General features: G+C 70.1%; 9 protein-coding genes. 3 read left to right on the top strand and 6 right to left on the bottom strand.

Going from position 1 to position 12505, the window contains the following annotated elements; translation table 11 throughout:
• Nucleotides 1-1053 (top strand): aminotransferase-like domain-containing protein (locus AOZ53_RS02190; RefSeq protein WP_054486701.1); only part of this gene is annotated, 1053 nt, incomplete at its 5' end.
• Between the two features lie 51 nt (nt 1054-1104).
• Here AOZ53_RS02190 and AOZ53_RS02195 read toward each other — a convergent pair.
• From AOZ53_RS02195 to AOZ53_RS02210, 4 genes are all read right to left on the bottom strand, one after another.
• Entirely contained in the window at nt 1105-2433 is a 1329-nt protein-coding gene (locus AOZ53_RS02195; RefSeq protein WP_054474121.1) for an aspartate aminotransferase family protein, read from the bottom strand.
• Entirely contained in the window at nt 2430-3509 is a 1080-nt protein-coding gene (locus tag AOZ53_RS02200; RefSeq protein ID WP_054474119.1) for a phosphotransferase, read from the bottom strand. The genes AOZ53_RS02195 and AOZ53_RS02200 overlap by 4 nt, the downstream gene beginning before the upstream one ends.
• A complete protein-coding gene (locus AOZ53_RS02205) occupies nt 3506-4804 on the bottom strand; it encodes an ArgE/DapE family deacylase (RefSeq protein WP_054486702.1) in 1299 nt (432 codons plus the stop codon). Before AOZ53_RS02205 ends, AOZ53_RS02200 begins: the two co-directional genes overlap by 4 nt.
• A 123-nt stretch (nt 4805-4927) precedes the next feature.
• Nucleotides 4928-5518 carry a DUF4304 domain-containing protein gene (locus AOZ53_RS02210; protein ID WP_231690541.1) on the bottom strand — a complete coding sequence of 197 codons (591 nt, stop codon included), beginning with the start codon at nt 5516-5518 and terminating at the stop codon, nt 4928-4930.
• Between the two features lie 235 nt (nt 5519-5753).
• Here AOZ53_RS02210 and AOZ53_RS02215 point away from each other — a divergent pair, with 235 nt between their 5' ends.
• The gene (locus AOZ53_RS02215; protein WP_054486704.1) at nt 5754-6734 is read left to right on the top strand and encodes a non-homologous end joining protein Ku; all 981 of its coding nucleotides are present in this window, start codon (nt 5754-5756) and stop codon (nt 6732-6734) included.
• A gap of 2 nt (nt 6735-6736) precedes the next feature.
• Nucleotides 6737-9286, top strand: a complete 2550-nt coding sequence (gene ligD / locus AOZ53_RS02220; RefSeq protein ID WP_054486705.1) for a DNA ligase D — start codon at nt 6737-6739, stop codon at nt 9284-9286.
• Between the two features lie 18 nt (nt 9287-9304).
• On the opposite strand, the gene AOZ53_RS02225 is transcribed toward ligD, so the two are convergent.
• Together AOZ53_RS02225 and AOZ53_RS02230 are read right to left on the bottom strand one after the other, a co-directional pair.
• Nucleotides 9305-10717 carry an amino acid permease gene (locus tag AOZ53_RS02225; RefSeq protein WP_054486706.1) on the bottom strand — a complete coding sequence of 471 codons (1413 nt, stop codon included), beginning with the start codon at nt 10715-10717 and terminating at the stop codon, nt 9305-9307.
• Between the two features lie 246 nt (nt 10718-10963).
• Nucleotides 10964-12505 (bottom strand): hypothetical protein (locus AOZ53_RS02230; RefSeq protein ID WP_054486707.1); only part of this gene is annotated, 1542 nt, incomplete at its 5' end.

Below are 12505 nucleotides of genomic sequence, written 5' to 3' on the forward strand. Positions count from 1 at the left end.
CGCCACCTGGGCAAGTCGAACCTGGCGCTGTCGGGCTACGCCAAGGACGGCGCGGGTTTCCTGCCGCTGCGCGAGGCCATCGCCAGCTACCTGCGGCTGGCGCGCGCGGTGGTGTGCGAGCCCGGGCAGGTCATCGTCACGGCGGGCACGCACCAGTCGGTCGACCTGTGCGCCCGCATGCTGACCGAGTGGGGCGACGCCGCGCTGGTGGAAAGCCCCTGCCACTGGGCCTTTCCGCCGGTGCTGGCGGCGGCCGGCGTGCGCGCGCATGCCGCCGTGGTCGATGACCAGGGCCTGGACCTGACGGCCAGCAAGCTGCCGCGCCGGGCGCGGCTATTGATCACCAGCCCGTCGCACCAATACCCGACCGGCGTGGTGATGCCGCTGGCGCGGCGCCTGGAGCTGCTGCAGGCGGCGCGGGCGCGCGGCCTGTGGGTGCTCGAGGACGACTACGACAGCGAGTTCCGCTACGACGGCGCGCCGATCCCGTCGCTGCAGGGCCTGGACGCCGACGGCCGGGTGATCTACATGGGCACCTTCAGCAAGACCATGTTCGCGGGCCTGCGCATGAGCTACATGGTGGTGCCGCCGCAGGTGGCCGAATCGTTCTCGCGCGCCTGCGCCAGCATCTATCGGCCGGGGCAGCTGCACCTGCAGGCGGCGCTGGCGGATTTCATGGCGGACGGCCATTTCTCGCACAACATCAAGCGCATGCGCACCGAGTACGCGGAGCGCCAGATCGTGCTGCGCGATGCAATCGCGGCGCGCGTCGGCGATGCGGTGCAGCTGTCGCAGGCGCGGGCGGGCCTGCATGTGTATGCGCGGCTCGATCGCAAGGTGTCGGTGCCGCGCCTGGCCGAGGCCGCCCGCGACGAGGGCATCGTGCTGGGGCAGCCGCATTACCTGCCCGACGCCGCCCGCGCCGCGCAGCCGGCGGTGGTGCTGGGCTATGGCGGTGTGCCGTGCGAGCGCATCGACGACGGGGTAGTGCGCTTTGCGCGGGCGCTGGGGCGGGTCGCCGAGGCCCGGCCGGCGCGCCGCGCCAGGGGCTGAAGCGACGGGGCGGCGCTTGGCGCGACGCACACCGCCGCACCCGCCTGTCGCCTACAGTTCCGCCAGCGTCTGGTCCGCCGCCGCCAGCAGCAGGTCGGCGTGTTCCCGCGCGAACGGCAGCTGCGGCCGTAGCTTGAGCACGTTGCCGTGCAGGCCGGTGGCGCTGAGCAGCACGCGGCGCTGGCGCATCAGGTTGACGAAGCGGTGCGTCTCTTCCTTGGCGGGCGTCTTCGCGGCGCGGTCCCGCACCAGTTCGACGCCGATGAAGAGACCGTCGCCGCGCACGTCGCCGATCAGCGCGTGGCGCTCGGCCAGCGCGCGGAAACCGTCGCGCAGGTATTGGCCGGTGCGGGCGGCGTTGGCCTGCAGGCCTTCGTCCTCGATCACCGAGAGCGTGGCCTGGGCCGCGGCGCAGGCCACCGGATTGCCGCCGAAGGTATTGAAGTAGCGCGCCTCGCGGCCGAAGCGTTCCAGGATGTCGGGGCGCGAGACCATCGCGGCGATGGGGTGGCCGTTGCCCATCGGCTTGCCCATGGTGACGATGTCCGGCACGAGATCGTGGCGCTGGAAGCCCCACATGCACGAGCCGGTGCGGGCGAAGCCGGCCTGCACTTCGTCGGCGATGAACAGGCCGCCGGCGTCGCGGATGGCCTGCACCGCCGGCGCCAGGAAGCCGGCCGGGTCGCTGTAGACGCCGTCGCTGGACAGGATCGTGTCCACCAGCAGCGCGGCAGGCTTGATGCCGTGGCGCCGCATGTCGTCGATGGCGGCCTGCACCTGCTGGCCGAACCATTGCCCGAGGGTGGCCGGGTCGTGGCGGTAGCTGTCGGGCGCGGCCACGGCGCGGGTGTCCACGCCCAGCGGCACGGCCTGGCCGAGCGACGGCGACACGGCGGCCACCGCGGCGGTGACGCCGTGGTACGCCAGCTGCGTGACGATGACGCCGGTGCCGCCAGTGTGGCTGCGCGCCACGCGCAGCGCGAGGTCGTTGGCCTCGCTGCCGGTGCAGGTGAAGATGACCTGCGACAGCGGCTGCGGGAACGTCGCCAGCAGGCGCTCGGCGTAGTCCAGCACGCCGTCGTGCAGGTAGCGGGTGTGGGTGTTCAGCACCGCCGCCTGCTCGGCGATGGCGCGCACCACGCGCGGATGGCTGTGGCCCACCGAGGCCACGTTGTTGTAGGCGTCCAGGTAGCGTTCGCCGTCGGCGCCGGTCAGCCACACGCCTTCGCCGCGCACGATGTGCAGCGGCTGGTCGTAGAACAGGCGGTAGGCCGGCCCCAGCACGCGCTGGCGGCGGGCGATCAGGTCGCGTTCGGCCTGCGGCAGCGCGTCGGCCGCGGCGGGGTCGAAGGCGTTGAGCATGGCTTGGTCTCGGCTCATACAAGAGTCTCCATGGGGGTCTGGCTGGCGGCCAGCAGGATGTCGCTGGCCTGCTGCCGGGGCAGGGCGTCCAGGCGCGCCAGGCCGGTCCAGGCCAGGCCGTTGTTGCGCAGGATGTACTGGCGGTTTTCGGGGTGCTGCTGCGCGCGCCAGCCGGTGATGGCCACCGTGATCAAGAGGCGCGTGGCGATCAGGTCGGGCAGCAGCGCGATTTCGGTCTCGGTCAATGGCAGCGTCTGGTGGTAGCTGGCCAGGCACTGGCGCAGGCCCACCGACAGCGGGTCGGGCGCGTCGTCGAGCAGATAGGCGGCGGCCACGGCCAGGTCCTGCGCCAGCGGCGCGCGCACCATGTCGCCGAAGTCGAGCAGCGCCGCGATCTGTTCGGGATCGTCGCGCGCGACCATCACGTTGTAGGGGTTGAGATCGTTGTGGATGACCTGGCGCCGCAACCCGCCCAGGCGCGGCCGCAGGTCATTGGCGAAGCGCTCGAGCTGGCGCTCGGCCAGCCGGCGGCGGTCCGCCTCGGGAATCTTCGGCAGCAGGTCGGCGATGCGGTCGGCGTGCTGCAGGTCCCACAGCAATTCGTGGTCGGCCATGGCGTGGTCGAAGCCGGCCAGGGCCAGGTCGAACTGCGCCAGGGCCCGGCCCAGCGCGCGGTACTGCGCCGGACTGCGCGCCACCTGGTGCAGCGGCACGCCATGCACGAAGGTCATCAGCCGCAGCGCGCGGCGCGCGCCGTCACCGGCGTCGTGCCAATGCACGTACTCGCCCTGCAGGCCGGCGATCAGGCGCGGCACCGGCGGCTCGCCGTCGGCCCGCATCAGGCGCAGCTGCGCCTGGGTGTGGAAGTCGGTGACCGCCGGGTCCTCGGCGGGGTGGGTGGCCTTGAGCACGTAGGCGCCGCCGGCGGCGTCGCGCAGCAGGAAGTTCTGGTCGCGTTCGCTCGACAGCAGCGTGGCCTGTGCCGCCAGGCCGTAATGGCGCAGCGCCAGGGTCTCGGCCTCGGGCAGGGACAGCTTGGGCGGCTCGGCCGCGAACAGCGCCTGGCCGGCGCTGGGGAGGTTGCCGCCGCTCATGCCTGACGCTCTTCCAGGCCGCACCACTCGGCGATGAACAGGGCGATGGTCTGGGTGACCTTGCGCACCGATTCCAGGTTGACCGCCTCGTCGTAACCGTGCGGCATGCGGCATTCCGGGCCGTAGACGATGGCCGGGGTGTCGGCGTACAGGCCGTAGAAGCGGGCGTCGGTGGCGGCCGACGTGGCGTATTCGCGCAGGGGTTCGCCGAACACCTGTTCGTGCGCGGCGCGCAGCGCGGCCTCGGCCTCGTCGGCGTTCTGCAGTTCGTAGCCCTCGGCCATGAAGCCGTGGTAGATCACTTTGGGCGGATGCTTGGCCAGGAACGGATCGCGCGCCGCGGCCTGGGCCACGAAGGCCTCGATCTCGGCGCGCGCGGCTTCCAGGCTCTGGCCCGGATAGACCGCCACGCGCATGTCGAAGGTGCACCAGGCCGGCACGCTGGACGGCCAGTCGCCGCCGGCGATCTTGCCGAGGTTGAAGCGGATGGGGTGAGGGTGGTCGCAGAAGTGGCGGTGGTCGCACTTGTTGGCGTTCCAGCGCGTCTCCAGCTCGTCCAGCGCCTGGATCAGGAAGATCGCCTTCTGGATGGCATTGGCGCCCGCGCCGGTGAAGGCGGCCGAGGCGTGCTGGGGGTCGCCTTCGACCTGCACCTGGAACCACATCGGCCCGACCTGGGCGCGCATCAGCATGGGCAGCAGCGGCTCCGGAATGAAGGCGGCGTCGGCGCGATAGCCGCGCGCCAGGCAGGCCAGGGCGCCGTTGCCGGTGCATTCCTCTTCCACCACCGATTGCAGGAACACGTCGCCGGCCGGCGCCAGGCCGATCGCGGCCAGCGCGTCCATGGCCGACAGGCAGGCGACCAGGCCGGATTTCATGTCGCCGGCGCCGCGGCCGTGCATCCAGCCGTCGACGATGGCGGGGTCGTACGGGTCGCGGCTCCATTGCGCCAGCGGGCCGACCGGCACCACGTCGATGTGGCCGTTCAGGATCAGCGAGCGGCCTTTCAGGCTGCGGGCGCGGTGCGCGCCGACCACGTTGTAGGCGTTGTCATAGGACACGGCCACCGGCGAAAAGCCCGGCAGGTGGCGGATGGCCTCGACGTCGATGCGCCAGCGATCCACGGCGTAGCCGCGTTCGGCGTAGCGCGCCGCCATGAAATCCTGCGCGGTGGCTTCTTCGCCGCGCTGCGACGGCAGGCGCACCAGTTGCGCGGTCAATTCGGTCTGGGCCGCGAAGCCCGCGTCCACGGCTTGGATGATGCGCTGGCGCAGCGCCGGGGTCAGTTCTGGCATGGATGTGCTCGAGGTTGACAGGGAACCCGGCCATGCTAGGGAAAATTGGATTGGTGAAAAATAGCCAATCCGGGTTATTTGATATAGCCACTTTGCGGTCCGCCGCGCGGGAGGCGGAAAACCCTAGCCCGCCAGCAGCGCCTGCAGCTTTTCCTTCAGCGAGGTGGCCCGTTCCGGCGCCCGCGCCAGCCCCGAGCGGACGAAGGACTGGGCGCGTTCCGTATCGCCCAGGTGCAGCGCGATGCGCGCCAGGTTGAGCGTCCTGGCGGGATGGATCTCGTCGGGATCGGTCTGCCGCAACAGCCGCTCGCAGCTGGCGGGGTAGGCGTCGTGGTCGGCGAAGAAGGCATGGCCCTGGCGCGCCCATTCGCTGACGATGAACGCGACGTTCTCCTCGGCGCTGGCCGCGTCGGGGCCATAGGCCCAGCCGAAGGCGGCGCCCGGCGGCGGCTCGATGCGCTCGCGGAACACGCAATGCGATTCCTCGATCTCGGCCGGCGGCACGAAGGCGCCGCCCTCGCAGGGCAGGAAGTCGTAATGCGCGCCCAGGTTCAGGTAGCAGGCCTTGCCGCCGCTGGCGCCCTGCACGTTGAAGACGTGCGCGATGGGGCCGCGGATGCGCCGCAGGGTCTGGCCCGAGCCCTCGAAGCCTTCGGCCTTGAGCGCGGGGTACAGATGCTTGGTCAGGAGCTTGAGAAACGCGGTCCGGGTCATGGCGGCCATTGCGGGACGGGGTATCGGGGCCACCATTGAACCGTGGGCGGGCGCCGCGTGTGCGGCAAATCGTGACTTGTGAAACCGAAGGTGGCGCGCCCGGGCATGCGGATTGCTGCGCGCCCGGCGCGGCCGGCGGATTGGCGCGGACGCCCGTCGGCGCGACAATAGGCCCGAGGCGGCAAACCCATACAGCGAACGGGGCGGCGGTCGGGCCCCGAAGGAGAGCGGCATCATGGCGACGCGAACCATCTGGAAAGGGGCGATTTCGTTCGGGCTGGTGCACATCCCGGTGGGCCTGCACACGGCCACGACCGAGTCGGGCGTGGACTTCGACTGGCTCGACAAGCGCTCGATGGATCCGGTCGGCTACAAGCGCATCAACAAGCGCACCGGCAAGGAAATCGACAAGGACAACATCGTCAAGGGCGTGGAATACGAGGACGGCCAGTACGTCATCATCTCCCCCGACGAGATCAGCGGCGCCTATCCGCGCACCACGCAGACCATCGAGATCCAGCAGTTCGTCGACGCCGGCGAGGTGCCGTTCGTGTACCTGGAGCGGCCGTACTACCTGGCGCCGATCGACAAGGGGCAGAAGGTCTACGCGCTGTTGCGCGACACGCTGGCCAAGAGCGGCAAGATCGGCATCGCCAAGGTGGTGATCCAGACCAAGCAGCACCTGGCCGCGCTGATCCCGGCGGGCGACGCGCTGGTGCTGAACCTGATGCGCTGGGGCGACGAGGTCAAGGCCGCCGACGACCTGGACCTGCCCAAGTCCGGCGCCAAGGCCACGTCGCCCAGCGCCAGCGAACTGAAGATGGCGCGCATGCTGGTGGACGACATGTCCGGCCATTGGGACCCGGAACAATACAAGGATGAATTCAAGGCCGCCGTCATGGACCTGGTGGCGCGCAAGGTCAAGGCGGGCAAGACCGAGACGGTGATCGAGCCGCGGGAGGAATCGCCCGCCTATGCCGATAACGTCATCGACCTGACCGAATTGCTGCAGCGCAGCCTGAAGGGGCGCGCGCCGGGCAAGGCGTCGAACGGCGGCGGGTCTCGGACGGCGGCCAGGAAGACCGCGAGGAAGGCGGCAACCAAGGCCGCAACCAAAGCCGCAACTAAAGCGACCAACAAGGCGACCACGAAGACGACCACGAAAACAGCGAACGGCAAGGCCAGCGCGTCGGGCAAAAGCCGCAAGGCGGCCTGACCATGGCCGACACCCTGACGAAATACCGCGCCAAGCGCGACTTCAAGGTGACGTCGGAACCGGCGGAAGGCGGTCAGGCCAATGATGCCGCGCGCGCCTTCGTGATCCAGAAGCACTGGGCCAGCCACCTGCATTACGACTTCCGGCTGGAACTGGACGGCGCGATGAAGAGCTGGGCCGTGCCCAAGGGGCCCAGTTTCGACCCGTCGGTCAAGCGCATGGCGGTGCAGGTCGAGGACCATCCCATCGCCTACAACCGCTTCGAGGGCGAGATACCGAAAGGCCAGTACGGCGCCGGCAAGGTCATCATCTGGGACCGGGGCACCTGGACGCCGGTGGGCGACCCGGCCGACGGCTACCGGCGCGGCCATCTCAAGTTCGACTTGCACGGGGTCAAGCTGCGCGGGCGCTGGGCGCTGATTCGCATGAAGGGGCGGGGATCCGAGAAGCAGCCGCCCTGGCTGCTGGTGAAGGACCGTGATGCCGCCGCCCGCGCCGAAAGCGAATTCAGCGTGGTCGATGAGCAGCCCGACAGCGTGGCGTCGACGCCGACTGCGCGGGCCCGCCGGGTGCCCGCGGCGGCGTCGGCGGCGTTGCCGGATCCGGCCGCCTCGCCGTCGCCCGAGGCGCGCGAACCGCGCTTGCCCGGCGTGGCGGCGGCCTTGCCCGACCGGCTCAAGCCGCAACTGGCCACGCTGGTCGAAGGCGTGCCGCGCCAGGCCGACCCGGATTGGCTCTACGAAATGAAGTTCGACGGTTACCGGCTGCTGGCGCGGCTGGACCACGGCGAGGTGCGCCTTTACACGCGCAACGGCCACGACTGGGCGCCGAAGCTGCCGCATCTGGTGGCGGCGCTGCGGCGCATGCCGTTGGAAACCGCGTGGCTGGATGGCGAGATCGTGATGCTGGCCGACAACGGCGCGCCCAGCTTCCAGGCCTTGCAGAACGCCTTCGACGGCGAACGCACCGGCGCCATCCTGTTCTATGCGTTCGACCTGCCTTATGTCACCGGCCGCGACCTGCGCGGCGAGCCGCTGCGCGTGCGCCGCGCGGTGCTGGCGCGGGTGATGGATGCCGCCGGCGGCGACCCGCTGCGTTTGAGCGACGCGTTCGACGCGGCGCCGGCCGACCTGGTGGCGTCGGCCTGCAGGATGGGGCTGGAGGGCATCATCGCCAAGCGCCTGTCCTCGCCGTATGTCTCGCGCCGCAGCGACAACTGGATCAAGCTCAAGTGCGCGCGGCGCCAGGAATTCGTCGTGGTCGGCTATACCGATCCGCAAGGCGCGCGGGTGGGGCTGGGGGCGTTGCTGCTGGCGTATCACGACGAGGCCGGCCAGCTGGTGTATGCGGGCAAGGTCGGCACCGGGTTCGATGACGCCGGCCTGGCCGCGCTGCGGGAACGGTTGCAAGCGCTGGAGACGCGCCAGGCCAGCGTCAAGGCCGGGGGCGGCGGGCGCGGCACGCATTGGGTGCGGCCTGAACTGGTGGCGGAAGTGTCGTTTGGCGAATGGACGGAATCGGGCCACGTGCGCCACCCCGTGTTCCGCGGGCTGCGCACCGACAAGCCGGCGCGGGCGATTACCAGGGAGGTGGCGATGACCGCTGGAAAGACCCCAGGCAAGGCGACCGCCAAGGCCGCGGCAAAGCCCCCACGCCAGGCCGCGAAGACCGCTACCGCCGCCGGCAAGCTGACCCACCCCGAACGCGTCATCGACCCGTCCACCGGTCTGACCAAGCTGGACCTGGCCCGCTACTACGGCCTGGTGGCGCCGATGCTGCTGCGCCATCTGAAGGACCGCCCGGTGTCGTTCCTGCGCGCGCCGGCCGGCATCGAGGGCGAATTCTTCTTCCAGAAGCACCTGGAGGCGCCGATGCCGGGCGTGAAGCCGCTGCCGCAGGCCCTGGATCCGGACCATCCGCTCCTGATGGAAGTGCCGACGCCACGGGCAATCATGTCGGCCGCGCAGATGAACGTGGTGGAGTTCCACACCTGGAACGCGGTCAAGCGCGCCATCGGCAAGCCCGACCGCATGGTGTTCGACCTGGATCCGGGCGAGGGCGTGACCTGGGACGCGGTGCGGCGCAGCGCGCAGTTGCTGCGCGTGCTGCTGACCGAGATCGGCCTGGCGGGCTGGCTCAAGACCAGCGGCGGCAAGGGACTGCACGTGGTGGTGCCGCTGCGCCGGCAGCATGATTGGGACACGGTCAAGGCGTTCTCGCAGGCCATCGTGCAACATCTGGCGCGCACCCTGCCGCAGGTGTTCGTGGCCAAGAGCGGGCCGAAGAACCGGGTCGGCCGGATCTTCGCCGACTACCTGCGCAACGGCTTCGGCGCCACCACGGTGGCGGCCTGGTCGGCGCGCGCGCGGCCGGGAATGGGGGTGTCGGTGCCGCTGGCGTGGGAGGAACTGGACGCGGTCCGGGCCAGCAATCAGTGGACCATCGCCAATATCCATGAACGCCTGGATGTGGGCGACACCCCGTGGGACGACTACGCGCCGCAGGCCATCGCCGGCGCCATGCGGGCGATGGACTTCAAACCCGGCGGATAGCCCGCGGACACGGCGGCGTCAGTCGTCGCCGGCCCCTGCCAGCGCGCCGGCTGCCCGCTCGCGCGTGCCGATGCGGAACACCTGCGCCACGATGCCCATGGCGACGATGACGCCGGCCAGGATCGAGGTGTAGACCACTTCGTTGCGGTAGGTGCCCTCGATCACCATGGTGACGAGCGCGGCGATGATGCAGACGATCACCGCGTACGTCAGCCACGGGAACAGCCACATCTTGAACTCCAGCCGCACGCCGCGGGCCTGCAGGCGCTGGCGCATGCGCAGTTGCGAGCAGGCGATCGCCAGATAGACGAACAGCGCGATGGTGCCGGTGGCCTGCATCAGCACGTCGTACACATCCATCTTCGAGGTCGCCATCATCCACACGGCGGCGAAGGCGAACAGGCTGGAGATGATGACGCCGACATAGGGCGTGCCGGTCTTGCGTCCGGTGATCTGCATCACGCGGTGGGCGTCGCCGCGCCGGGCCAGCGAATAGAGCATGCGCGAGGCGGTGTAGAGCGCCGAGTTGAAGCAGCTGCACACCGAGGTCAGCACGATGAAGTTGACGATCAGCTGCGCGTGCGGAATGCCCAGCGCGTCCAGCGCGACGTTGTAGGTGCCCTGGGTCGGCTCGGTCAGGCCCGGGGCGTTGTACGGCACCAGGCAGACCACGATGAAGATCGAGCCGACGTAGAACAGGCAGATGCGCCACACCACCGAGCGCGTGGTCCGGATGATCTCGCGGCCCGGGTCGGCCGATTCCGCGGCGGCGACGGTGACGATCTCGGCGCCGATGAAGGCGAACATCACGCCCAGCAGCGCCACCACCACGGACTTGGGACCGTTGGGCATGAAGCCCTGGCTGGTCAGGTGGCCCCAGCCGTTGGCCTCGCCCCATGGCCACAGGTGCGCCAGCGCCAGGCTGCCCATCACCAGGAACAGCACGATGGCCACGACCTTGATGAGCGCGAACCAGAATTCGAATTCGCCGTAGTTGCGCACGTTGAGGAAGTTGACGATCAATAGCGATACCGTCACCAGCAGCGCGTAGCCCCAGGCCGGCGCCATCGGGAACCAGCCGTGCAGGATCTGCCCGGCGACGTAGGCCTCCCAGCCCATCAGCAGGGCCCAGAAGTACCAGTAGAGCCAGCCGATGGTGAAGCCGGCCCAGCGGCCGATGGCGCGGTCGGCGTAGGTCGAGAACGAGCCGGTGTCCGGCTGCGCGACGGCCATTTCGCCCAGCATGCGCATGGCCAGGATGACCAGAATGCCGCCGCCGATATAGGCCAGGATGACGGCCGGGCCGGCCAGGGCGATCTGCTTGCCGGAACCCACGAACAGCGCGGCGCCGATGACGCCGGCGATGGACATCATCGTGAGATGGCGGGACTTCAGGCCGCCCTTGAGTTCGGTATTGGGGGTGTTCTCCAACTGCTTCTCCTCTCCAGATGCGCGGGGGCCATGGCGTGTTCGCCATCGGAATGGAAAAGAGGCATGTCCCCTGCCGGTTTATCGCTTTTTGGTCTTGAGGCTACGAGGATACGCGCGCGGCGGCGATCGTTGGCGCCTGTGCCATGTCCTGTTGCAAGTGCCAGGTTTTGTTGCCGGGGCCGCGGCCATGGATGCAAAAAATCGGACGAGCGGCCTTGCGCGGGGCCGCGCGTCAAGGGCGCGTGGTCAGCGCGCCAAGCCCGACAGGGAGAGATCGAAATCGAACGGCAGCCGTTCCGTCTTGCCGGGACCCAGTACCTCCAACCGGGCGATCCGGCCTTGGAAGAAGGCCGCCAGTTGTGTCCCGCCGGCGGCGCCGGTCAGGCCGATGCGGCCGACCTCGCGCAGCAGTCCGCCTGATGCGTCGGTGGCGTTCAGGATCGGGTTCTGGCCGGCATACGGCAGCCGCGCGGGATCCAGCAGCGCCAGGTTGTCGTTGACCGCGGCGTCCAGCGGCAGCGCCTGGCGCTCGATCGTGGCCATGCGCAGCACCGACAGCCGGCCTTTCGCGCGCACGGGCATCACCGGAAAGCGGCGCGGATCGAAGGCAAAGCCGTCCTGCACGCGCTCATAGGCTTCGCCTTCGCGCACGTCGATCGGCTGGCCGCGGGCATCCAGGAAGGTGATGGTGGCGTCCGCCAGGCCGAAGCGCGCGGCGGCGGGAATGAAGCGATCGCTCAGCACGTCGGGATAGCCGAAGCGGATGACCGGCCTGTCGTCGCGCCGCACCAGGGCCACCGATACGCTGGCGGCCATGGCCCGCGGCTCGATGTCGGGCCGCAGCCTGGGCGTGTCGTGGTCGTAGACCGAGCCGGCCAGCGTGAGCGGGGTCAGGCCCACGCCCTCCAGGGTCTGTCCGAGCGGCAGCACCGAGGCCGACAGCCGCCGCGTCAGCGTGGGGCCGCCGGGCACCAGCAGCGTGACGCGCACGCTGGCGATCCTGCCCTTGAAGCCGAAGCGGGCCTCCAGCTGGCCGTTGGCGTCCTTGAAGCCCGCCTTGGCCAGCAGGGTGGCGGTGTCGGGCACGGTGAGCTGGCCCGCGGCCGCCTGCGCGCTCAGTTGGTCGAACTGGCGCAGGCCGCGCGCGAGCTGATCGCGCGTGCCCCACAGGCGCAGGGGGTTGAACAGCACCTGGCCCGCGGCGTCGCGCGCCTCGATGATGACGGCGTCGCTGCTGAAGCCGCGCGGCGCGCCGCCGTCGTGCTGCGTGACGCCGATCGTCACGCTGTGGTCGTCCATGGCCTGCAGCGTGAAGGCATAGTCGCCCAGCCGGCGCGTCTGGCCCCGCGCGGCGCGGGTGAAATCGGCATGCGGGGTGGCCTTGGGCAGCGCGATGCGCAGCTCGCCATCGAGCGATTCCGGTAGGCCGCGCCGGACGTCGGGTTGCGAGAGCGTCAGCAACTGCCCCTGCTGCTGCACCGAGATGGCGACGCCGGCGCCGGCGGGCTGGCGGGTGGGGACCACGCTGCCATCCAGGAAGCGGATCGCCGACCAGTCGAAGGCGTGCGGATAGGGCAGGTCGAACGGCGCGACCACGCCAATGTCGCCGCGTTCGTTCAGGACGCCGATCACGCCCGCGGCGTAGACGTCGGCCAGGCGGCCGGCGTCGGCATAGTCGCCGAGGACCGCCAGCCGCGAGGTGGCGTGCACGGTCTGCGCCGGCGGTTCGCGCAGCATGTCTTCGCTGCGCCGCTGCTGGTGCAGGATGAACAGCATCTCGCTCAGGGC

Origin of the sequence: Achromobacter sp. 2789STDY5608621, from assembly GCF_001299375.1 — a bacterium.
Classification (GTDB): domain Bacteria; phylum Pseudomonadota; class Gammaproteobacteria; order Burkholderiales; family Burkholderiaceae_B; genus Achromobacter; species Achromobacter insuavis.

What these genes read in the sequence shown, in the direction of transcription:
- AOZ53_RS02195 (WP_054474121.1), bottom strand. Translation starts at nt 2,433, where the DNA reads ATGAGCCGAGACCAAGCCATGCTCAACGCCTTCGACCCCGCCGCGGCC.
- AOZ53_RS02200 (WP_054474119.1), bottom strand. Translation starts at nt 3,509, where the DNA reads ATGAGCGGCGGCAACCTCCCCAGCGCCGGCCAGGCGCTGTTCGCGGCC.
- AOZ53_RS02205 (WP_054486702.1), bottom strand. Translation starts at nt 4,804, where the DNA reads ATGCCAGAACTGACCCCGGCGCTGCGCCAGCGCATCATCCAAGCCGTG.
- AOZ53_RS02210 (WP_231690541.1), bottom strand. Translation starts at nt 5,518, where the DNA reads ATGACCCGGACCGCGTTTCTCAAGCTCCTGACCAAGCATCTGTACCCC.
- AOZ53_RS02215 (WP_054486704.1), top strand. Translation starts at nt 5,754, where the DNA reads ATGGCGACGCGAACCATCTGGAAAGGGGCGATTTCGTTCGGGCTGGTG.
- ligD (WP_054486705.1), top strand. Translation starts at nt 6,737, where the DNA reads ATGGCCGACACCCTGACGAAATACCGCGCCAAGCGCGACTTCAAGGTG.